The sequence below is a fragment of the Lactococcus sp. FSL W8-0209 genome, from assembly GCF_038006585.1.
Classification (GTDB): domain Bacteria; phylum Bacillota; class Bacilli; order Lactobacillales; family Streptococcaceae; genus Lactococcus; species Lactococcus lactis.
On sequence record NZ_JBBOVN010000001.1, the window covers coordinates 508,306 to 534,505 of the forward strand.

Annotated in this window: 28 protein-coding genes; 24 read left to right on the plus strand and 4 right to left on the minus strand. The window is 36.2% G+C overall.

Going from position 1 to position 26,200, the window contains the following annotated elements; genetic code table 11:
• Together MKX45_RS02600 and MKX45_RS02605 are read left to right on the plus strand one after the other, a co-directional pair.
• Positions 1-1,800 carry a cell surface protein gene (locus MKX45_RS02600; protein WP_340816765.1) on the plus strand — a complete coding sequence of 600 codons (1,800 nt, stop codon included), beginning with the start codon at positions 1-3 and terminating at the stop codon, positions 1,798-1,800.
• Between the two features lies 1 nt (position 1,801).
• Positions 1,802-3,214 (plus strand): DUF2142 domain-containing protein, encoded by a 1,413-nt coding sequence (locus MKX45_RS02605; protein ID WP_259747390.1) that lies wholly within the window; start codon positions 1,802-1,804, stop codon positions 3,212-3,214.
• Positions 3,215-3,304: 90 nt separating this feature from the next.
• Here MKX45_RS02605 and MKX45_RS02610 read toward each other — a convergent pair whose 3' ends face one another.
• The gene (locus tag MKX45_RS02610) at positions 3,305-4,630 is read right to left on the minus strand and encodes a GH25 family lysozyme (protein WP_340816766.1); all 1,326 of its coding nucleotides are present in this window, start codon (positions 4,628-4,630) and stop codon (positions 3,305-3,307) included.
• A gap of 435 nt (positions 4,631-5,065) precedes the next feature.
• Here MKX45_RS02610 and guaB point away from each other — a divergent pair, with 435 nt between their 5' ends.
• The 15 genes from guaB to MKX45_RS02685 all read left to right on the plus strand — a co-directional run bounded on the left by guaB (position 5,066) and on the right by MKX45_RS02685 (position 17,168).
• Positions 5,066-6,547 (plus strand): IMP dehydrogenase, encoded by a 1,482-nt coding sequence (guaB, locus tag MKX45_RS02615; protein ID WP_003129822.1) that lies wholly within the window; start codon positions 5,066-5,068, stop codon positions 6,545-6,547.
• 174 nt (positions 6,548-6,721) lie between these two features.
• Positions 6,722-7,897, plus strand: coding sequence for a ribosome biogenesis GTPase YqeH (yqeH, locus tag MKX45_RS02620; protein ID WP_014571938.1), 1,176 nt, complete (start codon positions 6,722-6,724; stop codon positions 7,895-7,897).
• Between the two features lie 69 nt (positions 7,898-7,966).
• A complete protein-coding gene (locus MKX45_RS02625; RefSeq protein ID WP_340816767.1) occupies positions 7,967-8,470 on the plus strand; it encodes an NUDIX hydrolase in 504 nt (167 codons plus the stop codon).
• Positions 8,471-8,553: 83 nt separating this feature from the next.
• A complete protein-coding gene (hflX, locus tag MKX45_RS02630) occupies positions 8,554-9,798 on the plus strand; it encodes a GTPase HflX (protein ID WP_010905219.1) in 1,245 nt (414 codons plus the stop codon).
• Between the two features lie 45 nt (positions 9,799-9,843).
• Complete coding sequence (gene yhbY, locus MKX45_RS02635) at positions 9,844-10,158, plus strand: ribosome assembly RNA-binding protein YhbY (RefSeq protein ID WP_014571941.1); 315 nt, start codon at positions 9,844-9,846, stop codon at positions 10,156-10,158.
• Between the two features lie 46 nt (positions 10,159-10,204).
• A complete protein-coding gene (locus tag MKX45_RS02640; RefSeq protein WP_012897052.1) occupies positions 10,205-10,804 on the plus strand; it encodes a nicotinate-nucleotide adenylyltransferase in 600 nt (199 codons plus the stop codon).
• On the plus strand, positions 10,797-11,387 hold the full coding sequence (gene yqeK, locus MKX45_RS02645; protein ID WP_340816768.1) for a bis(5'-nucleosyl)-tetraphosphatase (symmetrical) YqeK: 591 nt from the start codon (positions 10,797-10,799) through the stop codon (positions 11,385-11,387). Before MKX45_RS02640 ends, yqeK begins: the two co-directional genes overlap by 8 nt.
• 45 nt (positions 11,388-11,432) lie before the next feature.
• Positions 11,433-11,858, plus strand: coding sequence for a GNAT family N-acetyltransferase (locus MKX45_RS02650; RefSeq protein WP_021723332.1), 426 nt, complete (start codon positions 11,433-11,435; stop codon positions 11,856-11,858).
• Between the two features lie 165 nt (positions 11,859-12,023).
• A complete protein-coding gene (gene rsfS / locus MKX45_RS02655) occupies positions 12,024-12,383 on the plus strand; it encodes a ribosome silencing factor (RefSeq protein WP_003129832.1) in 360 nt (119 codons plus the stop codon).
• Between the two features lie 100 nt (positions 12,384-12,483).
• Entirely contained in the window at positions 12,484-13,218 is a 735-nt protein-coding gene (locus tag MKX45_RS02660) for a class I SAM-dependent DNA methyltransferase (protein ID WP_340816769.1), read from the plus strand.
• Positions 13,219-13,268: 50 nt separating this feature from the next.
• Positions 13,269-14,438: a nucleotidyltransferase gene (locus tag MKX45_RS02665; protein WP_021723333.1), complete on the plus strand. Its 1,170-nt coding sequence runs from the start codon at positions 13,269-13,271 to the stop codon at positions 14,436-14,438.
• A gap of 69 nt (positions 14,439-14,507) precedes the next feature.
• Positions 14,508-14,933 carry a hypothetical protein gene (locus MKX45_RS02670; protein WP_340816770.1) on the plus strand — a complete coding sequence of 142 codons (426 nt, stop codon included), beginning with the start codon at positions 14,508-14,510 and terminating at the stop codon, positions 14,931-14,933.
• Positions 14,934-15,088: 155 nt separating this feature from the next.
• Positions 15,089-15,805, plus strand: coding sequence for a YebC/PmpR family DNA-binding transcriptional regulator (locus MKX45_RS02675; protein ID WP_010905223.1), 717 nt, complete (start codon positions 15,089-15,091; stop codon positions 15,803-15,805).
• Positions 15,806-15,870: 65 nt separating this feature from the next.
• Positions 15,871-16,512 (plus strand): GyrI-like domain-containing protein, encoded by a 642-nt coding sequence (locus MKX45_RS02680; protein WP_340816771.1) that lies wholly within the window; start codon positions 15,871-15,873, stop codon positions 16,510-16,512.
• Positions 16,509-17,168: a uracil-DNA glycosylase gene (locus MKX45_RS02685; protein ID WP_340816772.1), complete on the plus strand. Its 660-nt coding sequence runs from the start codon at positions 16,509-16,511 to the stop codon at positions 17,166-17,168. Before MKX45_RS02680 ends, MKX45_RS02685 begins: the two co-directional genes overlap by 4 nt.
• A 32-nt stretch (positions 17,169-17,200) precedes the next feature.
• Here MKX45_RS02685 and MKX45_RS02690 read toward each other — a convergent pair whose 3' ends face one another.
• Positions 17,201-18,112 (minus strand): NADP-dependent oxidoreductase, encoded by a 912-nt coding sequence (locus MKX45_RS02690; RefSeq protein ID WP_039114525.1) that lies wholly within the window; start codon positions 18,110-18,112, stop codon positions 17,201-17,203.
• A 149-nt stretch (positions 18,113-18,261) separates the two neighbouring features.
• Here MKX45_RS02690 and MKX45_RS02695 point away from each other — a divergent pair, with 149 nt between their 5' ends.
• The gene (locus tag MKX45_RS02695) at positions 18,262-18,807 is read left to right on the plus strand and encodes a TetR/AcrR family transcriptional regulator (protein ID WP_021723336.1); all 546 of its coding nucleotides are present in this window, start codon (positions 18,262-18,264) and stop codon (positions 18,805-18,807) included.
• Between the two features lie 110 nt (positions 18,808-18,917).
• Here the strand turns inward: MKX45_RS02695 and MKX45_RS02700 are convergent, their stop codons facing one another.
• The gene (locus MKX45_RS02700; protein WP_340817256.1) at positions 18,918-20,339 is read right to left on the minus strand and encodes an MDR family MFS transporter; all 1,422 of its coding nucleotides are present in this window, start codon (positions 20,337-20,339) and stop codon (positions 18,918-18,920) included.
• A gap of 228 nt (positions 20,340-20,567) precedes the next feature.
• Between MKX45_RS02700 and MKX45_RS02705 the strand changes: the two genes are divergently transcribed.
• The 5 genes from MKX45_RS02705 to dhaQ all read left to right on the plus strand — a co-directional run bounded on the left by MKX45_RS02705 (position 20,568) and on the right by dhaQ (position 24,562).
• On the plus strand, positions 20,568-20,930 hold the full coding sequence (locus MKX45_RS02705) for a MerR family transcriptional regulator (protein WP_010905229.1): 363 nt from the start codon (positions 20,568-20,570) through the stop codon (positions 20,928-20,930).
• An 85-nt stretch (positions 20,931-21,015) separates the two neighbouring features.
• On the plus strand, positions 21,016-21,192 hold the full coding sequence (gene rpsU / locus MKX45_RS02710) for a 30S ribosomal protein S21 (protein WP_003129844.1): 177 nt from the start codon (positions 21,016-21,018) through the stop codon (positions 21,190-21,192).
• A gap of 107 nt (positions 21,193-21,299) precedes the next feature.
• Complete coding sequence (locus MKX45_RS02715) at positions 21,300-22,112, plus strand: Cof-type HAD-IIB family hydrolase (protein WP_021723338.1); 813 nt, start codon at positions 21,300-21,302, stop codon at positions 22,110-22,112.
• Between the two features lie 189 nt (positions 22,113-22,301).
• Complete coding sequence (locus tag MKX45_RS02720) at positions 22,302-23,498, plus strand: phosphoglycerate kinase (protein ID WP_012897069.1); 1,197 nt, start codon at positions 22,302-22,304, stop codon at positions 23,496-23,498.
• A gap of 77 nt (positions 23,499-23,575) precedes the next feature.
• Positions 23,576-24,562, plus strand: a complete 987-nt coding sequence (gene dhaQ / locus MKX45_RS02725; protein ID WP_021723339.1) for a DhaKLM operon coactivator DhaQ — start codon at positions 23,576-23,578, stop codon at positions 24,560-24,562.
• Here dhaQ and dhaS read toward each other — a convergent pair whose 3' ends face one another.
• The gene (gene dhaS, locus MKX45_RS02730; protein ID WP_340817257.1) at positions 24,563-25,105 is read right to left on the minus strand and encodes a dihydroxyacetone kinase transcriptional activator DhaS; all 543 of its coding nucleotides are present in this window, start codon (positions 25,103-25,105) and stop codon (positions 24,563-24,565) included.
• A gap of 100 nt (positions 25,106-25,205) precedes the next feature.
• Between dhaS and dhaK the strand changes: the two genes are divergently transcribed.
• Positions 25,206-26,198: a dihydroxyacetone kinase subunit DhaK gene (dhaK, locus tag MKX45_RS02735; protein ID WP_340816773.1), complete on the plus strand. Its 993-nt coding sequence runs from the start codon at positions 25,206-25,208 to the stop codon at positions 26,196-26,198.
• Positions 26,199-26,200: the final 2 nt, after the last annotated feature.

The window sequence follows — 26,200 nt, forward strand, 5'->3', positions numbered from 1 at the left end:
ATGTATAAAAATGTAACCTTCTTAGTCACTCTCATTGGGGTGCTGGGGCTATTCCTCTTTACTTTTTCTGAAGGACAGGTTGTGAGCGCCTCGGGTAAAACCTCTACTGCGAATCTATCAATAAAAGTCACTGCCTCAGGAGAACCGATTCAAAATGGGACCTTTGCGGCTGGAAATTATCAAACGGCCTATGAACATATTAAGTCGGGGACTTTTCCGAGTTCTGTCACGAATTCTTCGGCTTGGCGAGGGACACAAAATACTGAACACGTGATAGTTGTTGCCAGACTAACTGTTGGAGAAAATAATAAACATTCTGATAGTGAAGCAAAAACGATAATTTCGACACTCTTTAGTACAAATTTTACACTTCTTCAGTCAATTAATGAAACAAATAATGGAACAGATATTATGTCTTTTAATCCTCCTAGCAACTTTGTTAGAATGCGAACTCCTAGTGGTTCAAATGAAACAACCGATGCTAAAGGGAGAGCTGTTGCAAAAGTTCCGACAGGACTGACAGCGATTGTGGATGGAAGTAGTAAAGGAATTGTAGAGCTAATTGATGTAACCTCTGGTATGGGGGAAGTTAAATTGGACACGGATAGCTCAGGACTTTCGCTCTCTTTTGCCTCTGGGAACTCTAAAAGTACTCAACCTAGGACAGTTGAGCTAAATCAGGAACTACATTATATGCTCAAAGTAAATAAAAAAATGTTAAGTCCTACCGCTTTGACAAAAATTGTTCTTAGACCGGATGCTAATATTATTATTGATGAGACATCAGTTCCCAACACGGTAAATTCATTAATCCCACCCATCATTAATCCTGGGGTAACATTTGACCCATTGTCTAGTTCGGATCAGTTAAGTAAGGTTGCTGAAACAATAGGACAGACTTTAATTTCTTCGCAAATTAATATGTACGAATTGACAATTCCACCAACAGATAGTGATGTATCAATTGATATAAAAGCACATCTTTCCCCTGTTGTCTACTTAAATGATATATTGATTCAACAAGGAACGAGTACTAATACTACAAAAATGAATATTCCAATTCAAGTATCTAGCTCTCCAGATAATAATTTTGGTATGACAGCTAATGTTATCTCCCAAACAACAGGGACTCAGATTACTTCATCTGCTCCTAAAGTAAACACAACTGGTATTAACTTTGTTGAAGTAGATGCGAGTAAAAACAAAATGGTAAGGGATGCCGTTTATGTTTTGGGAAAGACTGTCGGTAGTAAGAAGTATCTGTATGATAGTCAAGGAAAGTGGAGTCAAATTCAAGACCTTTCTGCGGCAGTTCCGACAAGTTATACCTTGCTAAGGGGAGGAAATCAATATGTTTTTGGCGATAATGAAGTAAGTCCTATTGAGTTGAATAATAGTAGATTCAATTATGATTATGAGCGTGATACTAAGATTAACCAATCTTTAATAAAACTATTTGGTTTGGGTGAAGGAAAAGATTATTTTCTCTATCAAGTAGCTACTCCCGCTAATTATTCTGTTGATAAAACACCAATTAATTTCTCCATTTTTTCAGAAAATATAGTTTCTCCTAATGGTAGTCAACTTATTAAAACCAGCATCAAAACGGCAGTCAATCAATCGTTCAAAATAAATGGTCTTATTCCAGACTATAGTGCAGGAACGAATGAATATAATGTCTTGGCTGTTACTCCTCAAAAAGAGGTTCATTTTAGTGCTCTGAAATCAATAATTTTTCCACTAGCGTTATTTGTTTTAGGTATTTTGGTTATTGGTGGTCTTTTAGTGAGGGTGGTGTAATATGGATACAGTTAGATATAGAAGAAATGATCATTATCAGAATAAACAAGTTAGTAAGAGGTCTAGACTCTCATTTAACGAAGAAACTATAAAGAAGAAAATCCATAAATTTTATTTAACAATTGCCCTTTTCTTTGGAGTTGTTTTATCAATAGGAATGCCATTCTTTAACGAACCAGATGGTGTTTACCATTTTGTTAACTCAAGTAATATTGTCCACCTGACGACAGATATAACGGTTTATGGCGAAAATTCAAAATGGTTTGGGAATCAATTTATTAATCAAAAACCTGCTTATCAGAATGGAGATTACTTTAAAAAATACTTTGAAACTGAAGTTCAAAGAATGCCTATGAGTAAACTTCCTAGGTCTACGGAGTATCCTAAAGTATTATCTTATAATTTTTTGGGACATATAGTACCCGCTGCTGGAGTTTGGCTAGGGTATCACATCTATCCTTCAATGGGAATGATGATAGTATGTGCACGACTTTTATCAATGTTTGTCTATAGTTTGATATTATTTTTTATAATCAAATATGTTAAAAGAGGGAAATTGGTATTTACAATAATTGGACTTAGTCCTGTTGTAATGAATACTTTCTCTAGCTTATCTTATGACGGATTAACATTAGTTCTCGCGGCTTTTCTTGTAGCTATTGGTATTAATATGGTGGACAAGGGTAGAGTAACTCCTTTTAATCTAATCCCCATGATTATTAGTTCAATCGCCGTATATTTTGCTGCAAAAACCAATATTAAACTTTTAATTCTTATTGTTCCTATAATAATTTTATCTACTCTTATGAAAGGTAAAATAAGAAATAAAATTAGTAAACTTCCTGGTAGGTTAAAATTGATAACAAGTGTTATTCTTTTAATCGTTGTTCTAATTGGTGGGGCTGTATATGCTCAACGATATGGTGGATTAGGCTTGGTTATTTATAAGCTATTTATGAATTTTTCATATAACTTCAACCCTAATATAAATGTACAGGATATCAATACTATTCTTGTTCAGCCATTAGCTACGCATAATATGATGCCATTTTGGCTTACAAGTGTATGGTTTATAATGATTTTAGCGGCAGCTTTCGCAGAAACTAAGTTTGTTAAAGATCCTTTAATTTGTTATGGTGCTTTAGGCCTTTTCATTCTAAACATATTAGCCCTTTATGTGAATTTCTTTACGGGATATTCTTCAGGAGCGAATGGAGCTAATGGGGCAATTGGTGGGGTTCAAGGGCGCTACATAACCCCGATGTTCTTTTTACTGCCACTATTTGCTGGGAATGAACACTTTGAATTAAAGGTTGTTTCTTACAAGACAATTGCTTTGTTTTCTGGTGTGATTATAGTAATTTCTAATAGTCTTTTACTTTTTGATACTTTGTTTACAATATTAAAATTTTAAAAAGTCACCTTTTATTTTTTAGGTTTTAGTTGAAGATTATTAGACTGAGTAAATATAAAAAAACTAAGAAAATTTTCTTAGTTTTTTATTTTAATTAACTTTCCACGCGACTGCACCATACTTCCAACCTAGTCTGAGGAGGTTGTCTTGTTCATAGGAATTTGTGGTGTAGTTGTGTGATCCTGAGGAAGCGTTTGGATTGTAGGCAACATAGAGATTTTTGGAACCGTTTGAGTAAAAAGCTGCTCCTCCGTTATTGTCCCAACGCCAACCTTTGCTAACGAGTTGCTGTGCTTCATATTTGCTCATGGTGTAATAATGATCTCCACCTTTTGCATTAGGATTATAAACTCGGTAAACGGGTGAACCAGTTGAGGAAGAAAGCCAACCGATTCCTTCGTAACGCCAACCAACATTTTGAAGATTAGTTTTTTCGGCAAAATTTAATGTATAAAAATGTTCACCTGTGTTGGCATTGTAGAGACGATAGACATCTTGTAAATTTTGTGAAGGAGCGCTGAAGATATTATTGTAGTCAATTGAAGTATCTAAGTTATTATTTAAAAGATTTGATGTTCCACCTTTGAAACGCATTTGGCTGGTATATTGCCAAGCACCGTATTGAGTATTTTTCAGATTGTTGGAAGAGGGAGTACCATAGAGATACTGTGCAGCCCAAACTTTTTTTGCTCCACCAAGAGTATTATAATTCATTTGGCAAGTTGCTGTATTTGTGCCTAACCAAGAAGATGAGGTATAAAATATCGTGTTGCTGTATCCTTGGCTTTTTAGTTGGCTGGCAAATTTTGCAGCAGCAGTTGCCCAGTCAACGTTAGCGGGATTCGGACCAATGATTTTTCCAGAGCTATCTTTATAAGGTTGTTCACAATCCATAATCATGACAATATTTGTAGAGAGTCCTAATTTTTTTGCCGTATTTGCAAAATAATTGGCTTCTTGTACAGCCAAGGAGTTACCAGCATCTTGAGAGTTAGCTCCTTGCAAGGTAGCATAATGATAGACGGCAATATTTAATCCAGCACTTTTGGCCATTTGAATCTGACTTGAAGCATACGGATTGATATAGCCTGTTCCTTCAGTCAATTTAATAATAACAGTTTTGACACCTGCTGCTTTTATTGCATTAAAATCTGCTTGGACCATCCAAGATTGATGACTAGAAATATCAACGGCATCTTTTCTTGGCAGAGATGTATTATCTGAATAAAGAATATCAGGAGCATTCGCAGCTGGTATGGCTGCTGCGAAAGAACGTGCTCTGATTGATGGTACTTCAGCTGCGTCTGTACTGGTACTTTCATCTGAAGCCTGCTGCTCTTGTTCTTGTTTGATGTAGTAGCCCATTGGATGGTCATCTTGACTAACATTATCTTCAGCAAATACTGGTTTGGCCATAAATAGCCCTGACAATAGAATTAGGGGAATAATGTGGGATTTTTTCAGTTTCATTTCTAAATTTTCAGCTTTCCTTTGTGTGGATGAAAAATAAATGGTTTCATATAATATTTTACAATGAGGACAACAAAGCTTTGTTGCGTTTTAGTAAAAAATAACTAACATTTTAATGAAAATGTTTTCTTTGGGTTTTAAATGTAATTTTAAACAGTATTTTTTTACCCTGTATAATATATGTTACCATATTTAAGGCGAGTTTATGAAATAATAAGGTAATTATGAGTTTAAATTTTGCATATTTTTTATTTAATCTGTTTTCTACTGTTGAAATGCTTTGGGAATAGTGGTAGAATAGTAAAAATAAAAAATTGGCGAATGCCATAGAAATATAGCTATATTGCTTATATATAGCACGATAATGGAGGAATATTTTCGATGTCAAACTGGGAAACTAAGTTTTTGAAAAAGGGATTTACTTTTGATGATGTATTGCTGATTCCAGCAGAGTCTCATGTTTTACCAAATGAGGTGAGTATGAAGACAAAGTTGGCTAAAAATTTGACTTTGAATATTCCAATTATCTCTGCTGCCATGGATACTGTAACTGACTCAAAAATGGCTATTTCAATGGCGCGTCAAGGTGGACTTGGTGTAGTTCATAAAAATATGTCTGTTGAGGAACAAGCTGAAGAAATTCATAAAGTGAAACGTTCAGAATCTGGTGTTATTACAGATCCGTTTTTCTTGACTCCAAATCATAAAATTGAAGAAGCTGAAAACTTGATGGCAACTTACCGAATTTCTGGTGTACCAATCGTTGATACGCTTGAAAATCGTAAATTGGTAGGGATTATTACTAACCGTGATTTGCGTTTTATTACGGATTATAATCAACAAATCAAAAATATGATGACTTCTGAAAATCTGATTACTGCTCCGGTTGGAACAACTTTAGATACAGCTGCTCGTATTTTGCAAGAGCATAAAATTGAAAAATTACCTTTGGTTGATGAAGCTGGTAAATTGGCTGGTTTAATTACAATTAAAGATATTGAACGGGTGATTGAATTCCCAAATGCTGCTAAAGATGAGCAAGGTCGTTTGCTTGTTGCTGGAGCAGTTGGTGTATCTTCTGATACTTTTGAGCGTGCGGAAGCTTTGTTCGCTGCAGGGGCTGATGCGATTGTTATTGATACGGCTCATGGACATTCAGCTGGTGTTTTACGTAAAATCCGTGAAATCCGTAATCATTTCCCAGACCGTACTTTGATTGCTGGTAATATTGCTACTGGTGAGGGTGCTCGTGCTTTGTTTGAAGCTGGTGTTGATGTGGTTAAAGTTGGGATTGGGCCTGGTTCTATCTGTACGACTCGTGTTGTTGCTGGTGTAGGTGTTCCGCAAATTACAGCCATTTATGATGCGGCAAATGTGGCGCGTGAATTTGGTAAAACAATCATCGCTGATGGTGGGATTAAATATTCTGGTGATATTGTTAAGGCGCTTGCTGCTGGTGGAGACGCTGTTATGCTCGGTTCAATGCTTGCAGGTACTGACGAATCTCCTGGGGAATTTGAAATCTTCCAAGGTCGTAAGTTTAAAACTTACCGTGGAATGGGTAGCTTGGCAGCAATGAAAAAAGGTTCTAAAGACCGTTATTTCCAAGGGGCTGTTAATGAAGCTAACAAACTTGTTCCAGAGGGAATTGAGGGACGTGTGGCTTATAAAGGAACAGCGACAGATATCGTTTTCCAAATGCTTGGTGGTTTGAAAGCAGGAATGGGATATACTGGTGCGGCTGATATTACTGCTTTGCATGATTCAGCACAATTTATCGAAATGTCTGGTGCTGGTTTGAAAGAATCACATCCGCATGATGTACAAATTACTAAAGAAGCACCTAACTATTCTGTACAATAAAAATTACTGACAATAATTCTGTCAGTAAAAAAAGGGAATTGACAAGTTGTCGTTCTCTTTTTTATTTTGAAATTTACTGACAGAAAAATTTGTCAGTAAAAAGATGATAAAATAGGTCTTTTATTATAGGAAAAAAGGCTAAAAATGCTGTTGAAATGTGGTATAATAAGCAATATGATTGAAAATGAAAATACAATGGAAGATTTGTACTGTATTGGTTGTGGTGCAAAAATTCAAACTGAGGATAAAAATGCACTTGGCTTTTTGCCTGCGGGTGCTTTGAAGAAAAAAATAGCTGAACGCGACCAAATGGAAGCTGTTCAGGCTGGAGATGAGGGAAGCGAAGCTTCTATCAAAACTGAGGATTTATACTGTCAGCGTTGTTTCCGCTTGCGTCATTATAATGAGATTGCACCGACAAGTTTGACGGATGCAGATTTTTTGCGTCTACTTAAAGAAATTGGTCAACATGATGCTTTGATTGTCAATGTGGTTGATATTTTTGACTTTAATGGCTCTTTGATTCCTAACCTTCATAAATTGACTGGTGGAAATGATTTACTCATGGTTGCCAATAAACGTGATGTTTTACCAAAATCACTAAAAGTCGGGAAATTAACTGCTTGGTTGAGAGAACAAGCGGCTTCACGTTCGCTTAAACCTAAAGATATTTTAGTGACCTCGGCTCAAAATAAAGATGATGTGGCTGAATTGATGGAAGCTATTGAATACTACCGCCGTGGGCGTGATGTCTATGTGGTTGGGGTAACGAATGTTGGTAAATCAACTTTGATTAATGCAATTATTAAATCAGCTTCAGGTTCTGAGGATGTGATTACAACTTCACGTTTCCCTGGGACAACCCTTGATAAGATTGAAATTCCGCTTGATGAAGATTCGGCATTGATTGACACACCGGGGATTATTCACCGTGGGCAAATGGCTCATTATTTGGAACCAGAAGATTTGAAATATGTGTCACCGCGTAAAGAAATTAAACCGAAAACTTATCAACTCAATCCTGAACAAACATTGTTCTTTGGTGGTTTGGCACGTTTTGATTTTATAAGTGGCGAACGTCAAGGAATGACGGCTTATTTTGACAATGAAATCAATGTTCATCGGACGAAACTTGAAGGTGCAACTGAATTTTATGAGAAGCATAAAGGAGAACTCTTGGCTCCTGCTTTAGTTGGTGCTAAATTGGTTCGTCGTGAGTTTAAAATTACTGACAAATCGGATATTGTCTTTTCTGGTCTCGGCTGGGTTCGTGTGCCACAAAAAGCAGTTGTGGCAGCTTGGGTGCCAGAAGGTGTGGATGTAGTTGTTCGTAAGGCTTTGATTGGGTAAAAAATATTCACAGTTTGTCTTGTGAAATTACTGACAGAATTTCTGTCAGTAAAATCTTGGAGGATTAAAATGGAAGAGACTAGTCAGGATATTGGTTTTACGCGTAATAATCAATGGTTTCGATATCGGGCAGCTGGAATTATTATTAAAGATGATGCTGTTTTGATGGTTGGCAATGACCACAATGATTATTATTATTCGGTTGGTGGTGCTGTGCAATTGGGTGAAACGGCCGAGGAGGCTTGTCTGCGTGAGCTTTATGAGGAAACTGGTTTACAACTTGAAATCGAAAGATTAGCTTTTATCCATGAAAATTTTTTTACAGGTCAGGAAAGTGATTTTTTAAATAAGGTCAATTGTCATGAATTGAGTTTTTATTTTCTGATGAAACCACTGACAGAAAATCTGTCAGTAAAATCGGAGAGTTTTGGGACTGATGGTAGCAAAGAATTTTTGAAATGGATTCCAATTGCTGAGTATAAAAATTACAAAGCTTTCCCGACATTCTTTGCTGACGAGCTGAAAAATCTGTCAGTAAATTCTCAAATCAAAATAATTGTGACAGCTGAATAAATAAATGAGCAGAGTTTGACTCTATAACAATTTTAGTCTAAACTCAGCTGACAAAAATAAAAAAGGAAAATTTTACTAAAAATTTGATAGATTTAGAAGAAAAACAAGAAAGAGTTCTCCTTGCAGGAGTGGAAACAGCTGAAAATTTTCAGGCTTTTGAGTCATCAATGATTGAACTTGCTGAACTGACAAAAACAGCTGGCGGCTTGGTTATTGACCAATTCACTCAAAAAAGAGAACGTCCAGATAGTCGGACAATGATTGGTTCTGGAAAATTAGAACAAATGCGTTGGGCGATTGAAGTGGGTGAAATTGATACGGTTATTTTCAATGATCGCTTATCACCAAGGCAAAATGTCAATTTAGAGGAAGCTTTGGGTGTCAAAGTCATCGATAGAATGCAATTGATTTTGGATATTTTTGCTATGCGTGCGCGCTCGCATGAAGGAATGCTTCAAGTTGAAGAAGCCCAGCTCAATTATCTTTTGCCTCGTTTGGTGGGACAAGGGATTATGCTCAGCCGTCAAGGTGGGGGAATTGGTTCTAAAGGGCCGGGTGAAACCAAGCTTGAAACAGATCGACGTTATATTCGCACTCGAATTGAAAACATTGATAAAGCCCTAAAAAAAGTTGAAAAAACAAGGGAAAATATCCGCCAAAAACGCTCAAAATCAGGAATTTTTCGGATTGGTTTAATTGGTTACACCAATGCCGGAAAATCCAGCATTATGAATGCTTTAGTTGGGCTTGATAAAGAACAATATGAGCAAAATGAACTTTTTGCGACTTTGGATGCCACAACAAAAGCAGTTAAATTGGTTGAAGATTTTACGGTGTCACTGACCGATACTGTCGGTTTTATCCAAAACCTGCCAACAGAGCTGATTAAAGCATTCAAATCAACACTAGAAGAATCAGCTAATGTTGATTTACTGATTCATGTTGTGGATGCCAGCAACCCTCATCACGAAATTCATGAACAAACAGTTTTAAAAATCATGGAAGATTTGAAGCTTACCAATATTCCTGTGCTGAATGTTTATAATAAAATGGATATAGCACCAAGTGATTTCTTACCAACTTTATCACCAAGTTTACAACTCTCAATTAAATCTGAAAGTGGCGTGCAATGGCTGAAAACAGCAATTTTGGAAAAATTACATGAACTTTTTGATGCTTTTGAGTTAGAGTTACCTTACGAAAAAGCCTATCAGTTACCTGAATTACGAAAAAGTGCCTTGGTGCAATCAGTGGTTGAGGGTGAAAAAGGATATCTGATTAAAGGATTGATTGCGCCTGAATTGAGTTGGAAATTACCCAATAACTAAAGGTTGCCGGAAATTTTAAAAATAGAAATAGGAAAAAATTAAATCATGGAAATGAACGGAAAACAAAAACGCTACTTGCGTAGCTTGGCAGTTAATATTAAACCAATTGTTCAAATTGGCAAAAGTGGTTTGTCTAATGAAATTTTGACAAGCATTCGCTCGGCTTGCGATGCACGTGAACTAATCAAAGTTAATATTTTACAAAACTCAGATGAAGTGGCAACAGATGTGGCAGAAGCAATTGAAGAAATGGGACTTGATGTTGTTCAAATCATCGGTCGAAATCTCATTGTGTTTAAAGTTTCTGACCGCAAAGAAAATCGCAAAATTTCGGTTGAAGTTAAAAATATTGTGAAATAAAGTGTTCTAAAAAATAATCAAAGACTAAGATATAATGGGTGAACAAATGGCAATAGATTTATTGACTCCTTTTACAAAGGTAGAATTAAAAGCTAAAGAAGACGAGAAACGACGGGCAATCGGACTTTTTTGGGGTAATTTTAATCCTGTTCATGTTGGCCATTTGACAATTGCTGACCAAGTGCGCCAAGAACTTAATTTGGAAAAAGTTGTCTTTTTACCAGAACATAATACTGACGGGCATGTTGCAGCTATGCTGACCGCAGCTATTGAAGATTGTCCTGGTTTAGAAGTAGACGCTTGTCGCCTGAAAGCTAAAGATGGCGCTGATATTTATCAAACGGTACTTGAGCTTCATGAAGAAAATCCAGATTGTGATTTTTATTTTATTATCGGTGGTGACATGATTTCTGGTTTAGCTCATTGGGCACATATTGATGAGTTATTAGAATTAGTTCAATTCGTTGGGATTCGTAGGCCTCGTTATCGGGCAGGAACTTCTTATCCGATTATGTGGGTGGATGTTCCAATGATGGATATTTCTGGAAATTTGATTCGGGAACAATTGCACCGTGGAATTAAACCACATTTTCTTTTGGCACCGAAGGTTTTAGATTACATTTTGAAAGAAGGCTTATATGTTTGACTTTTATCCAGAAGTAAATTTATCAAGAGAAGATTTGTTAGCGAAAATTGCTATCATGGTCAAAAAATCACGTTTTGAACATATGCTCGGTGTGGAAAAAGCAGCGATTGCGTTAGCGCAAAAATATGAAGTTGACCCGCATAAAGCAAGTTTAGCTGGACTTTTACATGACTATTGTAAAGAAGTGGATGATGAAACTTTTCTAGCCTTGATTGATAAATATGGCTTAGATTCTGATTTGAAAAATTGGGATAATAATATTTGGCATGGAAAAGTCGGAATTTATAAAATGCGTGAAGATTTTGGACTTGAAGATGAAGAAATTTTAAGGGCGATTGAGATTCATACGGTCGGAGATAAAGAAATGTCTGGTTTGGCTAAGGTGTTGTATGTAGCAGATTACATTGAGGAAGGTCGAACATTTCCTGGGGTCATTGAAGCCCGTGCCGTTGCTAATCAAGATTTAAATCAAGCAGTTGCTTTTGAAACCATGCGTTTGGTTGAGTATTTGGCAGAACGTCGTTTGACCATTTACCCTCAAACTTTTGAAGCCTATAATGCTTTTATTGGTTATTTGTCTTGAAATATCGTTAGAGATAAACTGCTTATTATGAACAGAGGAAAATGAATGATTAGAAAAGCTGAAATGAAAGATTATCTTGACATTGCTCGCCTTTCTGGAGTACTTGGTTATCCAATTTCTGAAGCGGCTGTCAAGAAAAATCTTGCACGTATTTTAAAAGATGCTGACCATGAATTTCTTGTTTTTGAATTGGGAGAAAGAGTGACAGCTTTCATCGAAGCGGAAATTTATGCTCCGGTTTATGCTGAACAAGTGATGCTAAATGTCTTAGGTTTAGTTGTGGATGAAAAAAATCAAGGACAGGGAATTGGGGCTCAATTACTTAATGCCTTAGAAGAAAAGGCTAAAGCGAGAGAGATTAAAGTTATTAGACTGAACTCCGGAGTGCAAAGGCATGAGACGCATCAATTTTATGAACATCAAGGTTATACCAGTAATCATTCACAGAAGCGTTTTTTAAAATTTCTCTAAAAATAATGAATATAACAGGCAACTTTTGGTTGCTGTAACTTTTTATGTTAAAATAAGTGGGTCTAGTTTTTACATTTGATTGTAAAGGATCTAGAGAAAATGAATAATAAATCTTAAAAAGATTTTTAATGAATAAAAAGAGGCAAAAAGTCTCGGAGGAAAGAATTGGATTCAAAAAAATTACTTGAAGTGGTTGTAAAAGCAGCCGATGATAAAAAAGCACTTGATATTGTGGCCTTAGATATGTCTGAAGTGACATTTGTTGCAGATTATTTTGTGATCATGGAAGCAATGAATAGCCGTCAGTTAGATGCAATTGCTGATAATATTGCTGAAGCGGCTGAACTTGCTGGAGCAAAAGCAGCAGGTCATATTGAAGGCGATGCAAAAACAGGTTGGGTTTTGATTGACCTTGGTGATATCGTAGTCAGTGTCTTTGGACATGATGAACGTGGACACTTTAATTTAGAAAAACTTTGGTCTGATGCACCAATGGTAGATATTTCTGGATTTATGGCTGAATAATTAATAGCTTTGTCGGTCTTACTGACAGAGCTCTTATTTATTTTAAAATTTACTGACAGCCCTATTAAAAGAGCTGTCAGTAATTCTAGAAAGGGCTGAAATGGCATTTTACGAAGATTTTTCGAGAGTCTATGATCAGGTCATGGACCAAGAACTTTATGAGCAATGGCTTGATTTTACAAAAAGACATTTACCAAAAGAAACAAAATCAGTTTTTGAATTAGCTTGTGGCTCTGGTGCTTTATCAGTTCGTTTGGCCCAAGAAGGCTACAAAGTGACTGGACTTGATATTTCTGAAGAAATGTTAACTTTGGCCAGTAAAAAAGCTCGACAAGCTGGTTATCAACTTGATTTTACTGCTGGGGATATGCGCGAACTTTCTGGACTTGGAAAATTTGATGCGGTAACTTGCTATTCTGACTCACTTTGCTATTTGGAAAATTTGGATGAATTACAAGCTACGTTTGATGGTGTTTTTGAAATACTAAATGAAGGTGGAACTTTTATTTTTGATGTGCATTCAATTTATCAAGTAGATGAAGTTTTCCCCAATTACTCTTACCATGAAAATGCGGAAGATTTTGCTTTTTTATGGGACTCATTTGGAGGAGAAGTTCCACATTCTATTGTCCATGAATTAAGTTTTTTCATTCAGGGTTCTGATGGGAAATTTACACGAAAAGACGAAGTTCATGAAGAACGGACTTATCCAATCGACGATTATCTCGCACGCTTGGCAACTGCTGGCTTTAAAGAAGCGATGGTCTGTGCAGATTTTACTGACGAGGCGCCGAGCGAAGAAAGTGCGCGTTGGTTCTTTGTCTGTAAAAAATAATCGAAAAAATATTTCTGTCAGTTACTGACAGATTTTTTTAGAGGTAGAAAATGAATAAGATTACAGGAATTATTGCCGAATTTAATCCATTTCATAAGGGACATGAATATCTTTTGGACCAGATTGAGGGCATAAAAATAGTAGCCATGTCAGGGAATTGGATGCAGCGAGGTGAGCCTGCTATTTTTGATAAATGGACGAGAGCACAAATGGCTTTAGCTTGTGGTGCTGATTTAGTGGTTGAATTACCTGTCACTGTTTCGGTACAGGCAGCTGATTTTTTTGCAAGTGGTGCTGTGGCTATTTTAAAAAATCTTGGAATTACTGACCTGGCTTTTGGTTCAGAATCAGCAATTGATTATAATGAAATTGCTGATATTTATGAAAAAAGAGGGGAGGAAATGGAAAGTTACATTCAATCATTAGCTGACCAGTTTTCCTACCCTGAAAAAACTCAAAAAATGTGGCAGCATTTTACGGGAATTGAATTTGACGGGAACACACCAAATCACGTCTTAGCTCTTGCCTATGCTAAAGCAGCGGCAGGTAAACAAATTAATTTACAAGCGATTAAACGCGTCGGAAAATTTCATTCACTAGAGCTGACAGAAGGATTTGCTAGTGCAACCGCACTCCGTCAGGAGTTATTTTCACTGACAGAAAGGCAAAATTTACTGACAGAGCAAACTAATCAATCTGTCAGTAATAAATCGGTGCTGACAGACTTGTCAGCAATAAAAAATCATGTTCCGTCAGCCATTTTAGCGACTTATGCAAGTCCAAAAACTAATTGGGCAGCTTATTTTCCACTTCTGCAATATAAAATTCGAGTTGATGAGCACTTGGAAAATATTTTTCAAGTCAATCAAGAACTTTCTGTCCGCTTAAAAAAGGCGGTCAAATCTGCTAAAAATCTTGATGAATTGGTCGAACAAGTTTATACCAAACGTTATACGAAAGCGCGTGTTCGTAGGCTTTTAACTTATATTTTGTTAAATATTCCAAAGCAGTTTGATTTACCAGAACAAATTCATGTGCTAGGCTTTTCAAAAACTGGTCAAGAAATTTTAGCTCAAAATCGGGGAAAAATTATCAGTAAAATTGGGCAAAACCCATGGGACAACTTGACACAGAAAGCTGATGAAATTTATCAATTAGGAAATGTTCAATTTGAAGAACAAAATTTTGGTCGAAAACCAATTCGTTCATCAATCAGATAGACATTTACGATAAATATTTGTAAATAACGTAAAAAATATGTTATGATAAAAAGAAAAGGAATTATTATTATGACTGAAAAAAGCATGAAGAATCTTGTCAAAGTGACGGGGATTCTTAACATCATTGGTGCTGCCTTGGTTGTGCTTTCAACCATCGTTTCAATGGCTTCACTATCGCAAGCACTCAATTTAACTGGTTCAAACAGCTTTGAAGCCGGATTTAATGCAGCAAATTCTGGCCCTGCTATGTTTATCAAAATTATTATTGGGTTTGTGGGAATAGCAACATTTGTCCTTGCGATTATTTTACTTCGCCAAAATAGAAGATTCAATTTGAGCAATGCAGCAGCAATTTTAACACTGATTGCAGGAATCTTTGCTTGGGTTATTATATTTGTTTCGCTTGTTTTATGGATTATTGCTGCCGTGTTCTTATTAAGAATGAAAATAAAAGAAGGTGAAGAAAACTCTAATGAAATTTCCTCACAAGAATAATCCCTGATGAAATTAAAGTAAAATCCCGTAAAATCGGGATTTTTTTGATTTCTCATAGACGAGCCTTTACAAATTGTGATATAATATGATAGAAAAAATCATGCAGATTAATCCTCTGCCAATAATTTAAATAAAATTTCAAGGAGATTATTCCAATGGGACGTAAATGGGCCAATATTGTTGCTAAAAAAACCGCTAAAGACGGTGCAACTTCTAAAGTATATGCAAAATTCGGTGTTGAAATCTATGCCGCTGCTAAACAAGGTGAACCAGATCCAGAATCAAATTCATCATTAAAATTCGTTATTGAACGTGCCAAACAAGCGCAAGTTCCAAAACACGTTATTGATAAAGCAATCGATAAAGCCAAAGGTGGTGGTGATGAAACTTTCGTTCAAGGACGTTATGAAGGATTTGGACCAAATGGTTCAATGGTTATCGCCGAAACTTTGACTTCAAATGTTAACCGTACAATCGCTAATGTCCGTACTACTTTCCACAAAAATGGTGGGAATATCGGAGCAGCCGGTGCTGTCAGCTATATGTTTGACAATACAGGGGTGATTGTTTTTGAAGGAACTGACCCTGACCATATCTTTGAAATTTTGCTTGATGCTGAAGTTGATGTTCGTGATGTGACCGAAGAAGAAGGAAATATTGTTGTTTATACAGAACCAACAGACCTTCATAAAGGAATTGCAGCACTTAAAGAAGCTGGAATTACTGAGTTCTCAACAACAGAATTAGAAATGATTCCTCAATCAGAAGTTGAACTTTCACCTGAAGATTTAGAAATCTTTGAAGGACTCATTGATGCTCTTGAAGATGACGATGACGTCCAAAAAGTTTATCATAACGTTGCAAATCTCTAATTTGAAAATAAAAAATCTGTCATTAAGGCAGGTTTTTTTATTTATAAATTTGATATAATAAAAGCATGTCTATCCCGAAAATTGATTATAAAAAATCTGATAAAAATTATTATTTACCAAAAGGAATTTCTTTAATTGAGCTGCCTGCCCTTAATTATCTAATGATAGATGGCAAAGGAGCACCAACAAGTCCAGCTTTTCAAGAAGCCATTCAATATTTGTATGCGACAGCCTATATGATTTCAATGTCTTATCGAAACCCAGACTTTATAATTGAAAATTTCCAACCTTTTGTGGTTCCACCTCTTGAAGGTTTATGGACCAGTAAAAATGAACCTAGAGCTGGTAAACTAGATAAAAATGACTTTATTTGGCGATTGATGATTAGAATGCCCGATTTTGTGGATTCTGAAATAGTTGAAAAAGCTAAGAAGTTAGTTGAGAGTAAAAAAGGATTTGATTTATCAAAAGTTAAATTTGAAGCTATTCAAGACGGATTATGTCTGCAAACCATTCATTTAGGTTCTTTTGATGACGAAGGGGAAAGCTTTGAGAAACTCTTTGAGTATGCTAAAGAACATGATTTAAAAGCTGTTCACAAAGAATTTCATCATCGAGAAATTTATATCAGTGATTTCAGAAAGACAGCAACAGAAAAATTGAAAACAACCCTCCGAATTTTTGTGGAGAGAGGACAAGAAAAATGAAGAAAACAGATTGGTCACAACCCTTACGCAATCGACTAGCAGAAGATTATTTTCCTAAAATGATTGAATTTATCAATCAGACTTATCAAGAGGGCAAAGTATATCCACCAGAAAATCAAATTTTTCGGGCGATTGAATTGACTCCTTTGGCACAAACAAAGGTTATCATTGTTGGGCAAGACCCTTACCCTCAGCCCGGGAAAGCTCAAGGCTTGGCTTTTTCTTATCCTGCTACTTTCAAAGTGAATCGTCCAGACTCGATTGTTAATATCCAAAAAGAATTGCGTGAGGAAGGTTTTTCTAAAGATGACAGTGATTTGACGGCTTGGACCGAACAAGGTGTTTTACTTCTAAACGCAGTTCTGACCGTACCTGAGTTTGCTTCAAATGCCCATGCTGGTAAAATTTGGGAACCGTTGACAGACGAAATTATCAAGATTGCCTCAGATGATGAGCGACCAAAAGTTTTCATTCTTTGGGGGGGGTTTGCTAGAAAGAAAGCCAAACTAATTGATGGAAGTAAGCATCTCATCCTAGAAGCGGCGCATCCGTCACCTTTGTCAGCAAGTCGTGGATTTTTTGGTTCGCATCCTTTCTCAAAAACCAATGAATTTCTGGTTGAATCTGGTCAAAGTCCGATTGATTGGAGTAAATAAAAACAGTCTGATTTGACTGCTTTTTTATTTATTTAAAAATAAAGAACGATTTTTCCATGTGCGTGACGATTCATCTGTAAGTTGATTGCTTCCAAATAGTCATCGATAGAGTACTTAGCTGCAATTGGAACCGTCAGTTGATGATTAGAGATGGCATTTAAAATCATTTCCATATCAGAAGGAAGAGCTTCGCCACCTGTAGCCGTTGGAATCCCAGCTGGAGGCTCTGGATACATGATGACAGTCGACATCTTATCAGCTTTGACTTCTAATTCGAGAGCAGCTTTAAGCGTTTCATGGCTGAATAGATCGATAGCCGCCGTGATTTCTTTATTTTTCAAACGGTCAGCCAGACCCGGGCCATAACTTATTTGTTCGGCACCTAAATCTTGTAGGAAGTCAGCGGTAGAGTCAGAAGCAGTACCGATTACTTTAGCGCCTAAAATTTGAGCAAGTTGAACCGTAAAAATTCCTACGCCACCGGCTGCACCACCAACTAAAAGAGTATCCCCTGCTGTTACGTGAGCTTTTCGCAGAGCAACTGCCGCAGTATGGCCAGCCACGGCAAGAGTAGAGGCGACGTCATCTTCTACAAAATTGGGTCTATGAAAAAGTCCACGTTCTTTCGTTGAAAAAATGAGTTGTTCGGTTGCTGCACCTCTCATTGTTGTTCCAAAAACATGGTCGCCAACTTTAAAGTCGGTCACTTCTGGACCAATTTCATCGATTATTCCAGCAAAATCATAGGCAAAAGTTTGGGGAAGTTTGACACCAAAATTTGGAGCCACTTCAGGATTTCCCATAATAGCCCAATCCATTGGATTGAGTCCAACATGACTGACTTTGATAGAAACTTCATCAGCTTTTGGATGGACGAGAGGAAGGTCCACGAGTTGAAGAACATCGGGTTTACCAAATGTTTTGTATTGTAGTGCTTTAACCATTTATTTTCTCCTTAATGTGCTTTATCAACTTTTCTTGACAGTTTTAAAGGCATTTTATATAATGTCAGTAACTGACATTTGAGAATAGTATAATCCTTTAGAGGAGTCTTGTCAAGGGAAATGTCACAAACTGACATTTAGGGGAAGAGATGAAAAAAACAAGTCAAGAAAAATTATATGAAGCAGCCTTGGAATTGATTACAGCGCAAGGTTATGAGAATACAACTGTTCTACAAATTGCCACCAAAGCTGGTTTAACAGAGCGAACATTTTTTCGTAAATTTAAAAATAAAGCAGATATTTTCTTTGCTGGAGGTGAGCAATACAGCCAAATGTTACTGACGAAAATGAAAGAATCAGAAGCGAATAATCCTATGGCTATTGTTCTTGAAAGTTATTTTTACGCTGCAGACTTCTTTGATGAACATCGAGAAAGAACAGTCAAAAGACAAAAAATAATTGCCAGTCACCCAGATTTGGAAGAACGTGAACTTTTAAAACAAAGTAAAATCGAAGAACTCTTAGTTGAATATTTACTGACAGCTTATGGTGAAAGAAGTGCAAGATTAGCTGTTCGCCTAGCTCGAGCAGTTTATAGTGTGGCTTGGGAAGAATGGTTAGAAAATGATGCTGACAGTTTACATCATTTATTAGAAAAAGCAATTGCAGACTTTAATGAACTCAAAAATTACTGACGGAAATACTAGCATATCCGTAAATGCGCTAAAGCGCAAACGGCTATCCTATGACAGAAGTTTTGTCAGCAAAATAAAAACTACTGACGAGCCTGTCAGCAGTTTTTTTCCTATTCTAAGCCTTTTTTCCAAGGGTCGAGCCAATTGACAAAAAGAGCGATGAAAAGAAGTAATCCTGAGATAAGAGCAAGCAAGTGCATGCCGTTAAATAAGGTGTGACGCAAAGGGGCAATAAGATTTACTGGAATATTTTTTAAAGCTTTTGCATCAGAAATTTGATTAAGAAGTGTTGTTGTAAGTTTTGGATTATGTGCTGTTGCCTCAGTAAATGTACGATTAAGGGCAATGGATAGCCCAGATAAAACAAGCGTTGTTCCCATTGTTCTTAGTAGTGCATTAACCGCGGTCGCTGCACCAATCAAATGCTTAGCAACACTTTCTTGAACCGCAACTTGCAAGGTGATATTGACAATTCCAAAGGCAGTTCCAAGAATTGCTGTTGCCACAAAGAGCATCATAATTGAGGCATGTTCAGGCAAACTAAATAAGAAAATTGCCCCTAAAACCATAATGGAAAATCCAATATAGATTGTTTTCTTTTCTCCCACTTTTTGAATGAGATGATTGACATTTCTAGTGCCTATAACCAGCATGATTGCTGATGGAATCAAAACCATTCCGCCGACTAAAGCCGTTGCGCCCATGACTCCTTGTCCCCAAGTAGGCAGATAATTTGTGTAAAAACCAAAGAAGCCATATTGCATGAAAAACATGATATTTTTAGCGATAAATGAAGGGTTTTTGAAAAGTTCAAGTGGAACAATTGGGTCAACTGCCCGTTTTTCAGCAAAATAAAATCCGATGAAAAAGAGAAAACTTACAACTAATAAAGTAAGGAGGAGAGGAAGATTAATGACTGCATCTCCCATCATTTGGAAAAGCAACATTATTACAATGACAGCGATGGATAAAGAAGCAGAGCCAGCAAAATCAATTGATTTTTTAGTATGGTCTGTTTTCAAGTCGAAATTTTTCCAAACAATAAAAGCCATATAAATCCCAATTGGAATATTGATGAAAAAGACCCAACGCCAGTCAAGTAAAGTGACAATCAGCCCCCCGACAATTGGTCCTGCAATAGTTGAAAATGAATAAGCAGCGACAGTATTTCCAATCACTCGTCTTCGCTCATCGGCTTGATACATCATTCCATAGATGACAAAAGGAAGTTGAATCATCACACCAGCACCAAGTCCCATGAGCGCGCGTGCGACAATAACCATTAGCATATTAATGGCTAATCCTTCGCCGAGAGAACCTATTGTAAATAAGAGTGTGCCAAGCACAAACATTTGTTTATATCCAAAGCGTTCGGCTAATTTCGTCCAAATGGGAGAAGAAACCGCCATGAGAAGCATATAAATGGTTACAACCCAACTCATTAATTTAATTCCATGTAATTCCGCCATCATTGCAGGTAGAGCGGTCGCTACGATTGACCCTTCTAAACCTGCCATCACATTGGAGAGCATAAAGGCTCTTATGGAACGTTTTTCTTGTATTTTATTCAATTTTTACTCTTTTCTATTTTAAAATAAGATTCAAAATGCGGTGGTTGACACTTTGAAATCAACATGCTATATTATAGCAAGTTAGAGTTACTCTAAGTCAAGAGAAAAAATTGACTTTTTATTAATTAATAAAATAAAAAAGTAAAATTGCCATAAAAAAGTGATTTTTATAAGTTCAAAGGAGAAAAAATGGTCACGATTGCGACAGTTGCAGGGAGAACAGGAATTTCAGCCTACAATCTACGATTCTATGAAAAAGAAGGATTGATCTCAGTTCCACGCACTAAAGCTGGAATTCGTGATTTTGACGAGGCAACAGAATCAAGAATTAATGCCATTCGCCATTATCGCTGTGCCGGATTGAGTCTAGCACAAATTAAAGAAGTTTTTGCCAATACAGATAAGCATGAAATGATAATTGGAGTTTTAAAAGCTCGTAAAAAGGAAATGGAAAAAGAATTAGCCGAACTTGAAAAATCGATGGCTTATTTGGATAAAAAAATTAATATTCATCAAGAACGCTTAAATGAGGAGGCGACAAAGCTAGTCTAGTTTGACAAGGTCTTTTCCATTTGATATAATAGGAAAGTCGTGTGAAAGACCACGAACTCTCGAGCTGGAAATGGGGTGAAAATCTATGTCAAAAACACTTGTACGCAAAAATGAATCACTTGACGACGCACTCCGTCGCTTCAAACGTTCAGTAACAAAAGCTGGAACTCTTCAAGAGCTTCGCAAACGTGAACACTACGAAAAACCTTCTGTAAAACGTAAACGTAAATCAGAAGCAGCACGTAAACGTAAAAAATACTAATTAGAATTTTTAATCACTGACTTCTGTCAGTGATTTTTTTATTCATTAGCTTTTACTAACAAAGCTGTCAGTAAATTTTGTTAAAATAGAGGATAGAGGGGGATAAGATGACTAAGATTAAACATATTTTTTCTGACCTAGACGGGACTTTACTTGATGACCAAGGTAAAATTTCCAAAAAGACTCAAGAAGTGATTGAAAACTCTAATCTTCCGTTTTCTTTGGTTTCAGCAAGAGCACCTCAAGCGATGGAGAGTCTAATTAATCAATTGAATTTAAAAAGCTCACAAGTTGCTTTTAATGGCGGGCTTATTTTTGCTAAAAATAAAGTTATTAAGGCAAATCCATTGGTTCATGCTAGCACTCAAGAATTAATTAAGACAATCAAAAAAGATTATCCTGAAATAAATCTATCCCTGTACAGTTTAAGCGATTGGTATGTTGAAAAGATTGATAAAGACATCGAACAAGAAATGCAATTTACTCCACAGGTTCCTAAGTTAGTAGATTTGGAAACATTGATAACTGAGCGACCAAGACTAGAAATATTTAAAATTCTTTTGATTACACCAAATGAAAGTAAGTTAGAAGAAATTAAAAAACATTTAGAAAAGCTAAATTTTCCTGATATAATCATTCAAAAAACTTGGGAAACGTATCTTGAGATTACACATCTTGAAGCTCAAAAAGCTAAAGCAGTCCAATTTATTGCTCAAAGAGAACAGTTAGAGCAAAGCGAACTTGCAGCATTTGGCGATAATGAAAATGATTTAAGTATGTTAAAAGCTGTTGGGTTACCAATTGTCATGGCAAATGCTTCTGATGACTTAAAAAAAATAGGAAAAGTGATTACGAAAAGCAATACAGAAGATGGTGTCGCTTATGGAATTCAAAAATATATTACTGACAGCCCTTTTTAAATTCATTTTTAAAAATAAAAAAATCTGTCAGTAAAAATCTTTTAAAAGTAACCCTTTACAAGCTAAAAGTAAAATTCTCAAAGCCAAATTATTCGAATTTGTGATATAATTAACCTATCGATTTGAATTGAATCAGCATGGTGCTTTTTCAATCTCAACAAAAATATCTTATAAGGAGAATTTTTCCAAATGGCAAAATTGACTGTAAAAGACGTTGAACTTAAAGGCAAAAAAGTCCTCGTACGTGTTGACTTTAATGTTCCAATTAAAGATGGCGTAATCACAAATGATAACCGTATCACTGCTGCGCTTCCAACAATTAAATACATCCTTGAACAAGGTGGACGTGCAGTCCTCTTCTCTCACTTGGGACGTGTTAAAGAAGAAGCTGACAAAGCTGGTAAATCACTTGCACCAGTAGCTAAAGCTCTTTCTGAAAAACTTGGTCAAGATGTTGTTTTCCCAGGAACTACTCGTGGAGCAGAACTTGAAGCAGCAATCAACGAACTTAAAGATGGAGAAATCCTTCTCGTTGAAAACACTCGTTTTGAAGACATCGACGGTAAAAAAGAATCTAAAAATGACCCAGAACTTGGTAAATACTGGGCTTCACTTGGTGACGGAATCTTCGTTAATGACGCATTTGGTACAGCTCACCGTGCTCACGCATCAAACGTTGGTATCTCAGCAAATGTTGATAAAGCCGTTGCTGGTTTCCTTCTTGAAAACGAAATTGCTTATATCCAAGAAGCAGTTGAAGCTCCAGAACGTCCATTCGTAGCAATCCTTGGTGGTTCAAAAGTTTCAGATAAAATCGGTGTTATCGAAAACCTTCTTTCAAAAGCTGATAAAGTTATCATCGGTGGTGGGATGGCTTACACATTCTTGAAAGCTCAAGGTTACGAAATCGGAACTTCACTCGTTGAAGATGACAAACTTGATCTTGCTAAAGAATTGCTTGAAAAAGCAGCTGGAAAATTGATTTTGCCACTTGACCACAAAGTTGCTAACGCATTTGCTGGTTACACAGAAGTTAAAGAAACTGCAGACCAAAATATTCCTGCAGGCTTCATGGGACTTGACGTAGCAAGCAAAACAATTGCTGACTACAACACACAACTTGAAGGTGCTAAAACAGTTGTTTGGAATGGTCCAGTTGGTGTATTTGAAAACCCAGACTTCCAAGCAGGTACTGTTGGATTGATGGAAGCTATCGTTAAACAACCAGGTGTTAAATCAATCATCGGTGGTGGTGACTCAGCAGCAGCAGCAATCAACCTTGGCTATGCAGATAAATTCTCATGGATTTCAACTGGTGGTGGAGCTTCAATGGAACTCCTCGAAGGTAAAGTACTTCCAGGACTTGCAGCTTTGACTGAAAAATAAATCTAAAAGCTAATAAATAAAAAGAGTTTGATTTTTTAAATCAAGCTCTTTTTGTATCTGTGCTATAATTTGGTTATATGAAATTCTATACTTCAACAAATGAAATTCCAGAGGAGATGTTAAAAGGGATTGATTTGACTTACCCTCAGTTGACTTATCTACCAGAAACTGGAATTCTCTATGATAATACATATAATGAAAAAACAGTTCCAATTATTTCAGGTGGAGGAAGTGGTCATGAACCGGCCCATGTAGGTTACGTTGGGTCAGGAATGCTTGCGGCAGCTGTGACTGGTCCTCTATTTATACCACCAAAGTCTAAAAATATTTTAAAAGCTATTCGCCAAGTTAACTCAGGCAAAGGCGTTTTTGTGATCATCAAAAATTTTGAAGCTGACTTAAAGGAATTTAATGAGACAATAAAAGAAGCGAGAAATGAAGGAATTGATGTAAGATATATTGTCAGCCATGATGATATTTCGGTGAATGCTTATAATTTTCATAAAAGACATCGAGGAGTTGCTGGAACAATTTTACTTCATAAAATTCTTGGTGCTTTTGCTAAAGAAGGCGGAAGTATTGATGAAATTGAACAATTAGCTCTGTCACTTTCCCCAGAAATTTATACTTTGGGTGTTGCCTTAGCACCTGTTCATTTTCCTCATCAAAAGACTTCATTTGTTCTAGCTGAAGATGAAGTTTCTTTTGGAATTGGAATACACGGAGAACCCGGTTATCGTGTTGAAAAATTTGAAGACTCAGAGCGTATTGCCGTAGAGTTAGTAAATAAGTTAAAAGCAGAAATTAACTGGCAAAAAAAAGCAAATAAAAATTATATTTTGCTTGTAAATGGTTTGGGTTCAACAACATTAATGGAACTTTATAGTTTTCAATATGATGTGATGCGCCTTTTAGAACTTGAAGGCTTATCTGTTAAGTTTTGCAAAGTTGGAAACCTAATGACAAGTTGTGATATGTCAGGAATTTCATTAACACTTTGTTCTGTTAAAGATCCTAAATGGTTGGACTATCTGAATGCTCCAACGGGAGCTTTTGCATGGTAATCAGCTTTCAAAAATTTTAATTTGAGCAAGTAAAAGATTTACAATCTGAGAATAAAGCTTTTCTAAAGAATTTCCTCTAATGATTGATTCTCTAGTTATTGCACAAATTGCTGCAGCATTATAACGACATATAAAAGATTTTTCTAAGTCTGACCAATGATAGTCAGACTTTTTTTCTTGGTCAAAAATAACCTTATCAAGTAAGTTTTCCCATTGAATAAGGAAAAAGTGTTCAAAATTTTTATCTATAACAAATATTTTTAGATAAAAAATTTGATTTTCATCTAAGTAGCGTAATAAGAGTAAGAGTTCATTTTGCCAACCATAATAATCCGAATTATCATTAATTAATTCGGCAAAATCATTCTCAAAAATCCAAGATAAAAGCTCTTCTTGGTTCTGAAAATAATTATAAAAAGTTTGTCGTCTAATTTTTGCAGTTTGCATGATATCACTGACAGAGATCTGGTGATAAGCATTACTTTGCATCAGGTCTTTAAAAGCTTTAGCAATAATTTTTTGTGTAATGATTGATTTTTTCATATTTAAAAAGAAAGCGGACACATTTTGCGATTTGTCCCTTATTTTTATGGACTTTATATTTTATACTAAGTATAACATAAGAAACTCAGGAGGATGAGTGATGAAAAAAATTATTAATCAACCACAAGATGTGGTCTCAGAAATGTTAGACGGATTAACCTATGCTTACGGGGATTTGATTGAAAAAGTTCCAGATTTTGAAATTATTCAACGTAAAAGTCCTAAAAGTGGAAAAGTTGCCTTAGTATCAGGCGGGGGTTCTGGACACGAACCGGCTCATGCTGGCTTTGTCGGGGAAGGAATGCTGTCAGCAGCTGTTTGTGGAGCTATTTTCACATCACCAACGCCTGATCAAATTTATGAGACAATCAAATCTGCTGACGAAGGAGCTGGAGTACTCTTAATTATCAAAAATTATTCAGGCGATGTGATGAATTTTGAAATGGCACGAGAAATGGCTGAGATGGAAGAGATTAAGGTTGAGCAAATTATTGTTGACGATGATATCGCCGTTGAAAATTCGCTCTATACTCAAGGAAGACGAGGAGTTGCTGGAACAGTCCTTGTTCATAAAATATTAGGCGCAGCTGCCCATCAAGGGGCTTCTTTAGATGAAATCAAAGATTTGGCTGATAAGGTCGTCAAGAATATCAAGACTATTGGCTTAGCTTTGTCAGCCGCAACAGTTCCAGAAGTTGGAAAACCTGGTTTTGTTCTTGATGATAATGAAATTGAATATGGCGTAGGAATTCATAGTGAACCCGGATACCGTCGGGAAAAAATGAAAACTTCTTATGAGCTAGCAACAGAACTGGTTGGAAAGTTGAAAGAAGAATTCAAATTTGAAGCTGGTCAAAAATATGGAATTCTTGTAAATGGTATGGGAGCGACGCCACTAATGGAGCAATTCATTTTTATGAATGATGTTGCAAAATTACTGACAGAAGAAAATATTGAAATTCTTTTTAAAAAAGTTGGGAATTATATGACTTCAATTGATATGGCAGGCTTGTCACTTACAATGATTAAGTTGGAAGATGACCAATGGCTCAAAAATCTTAATGAAGACGTGAAAACTATTTCTTGGGGATAAGG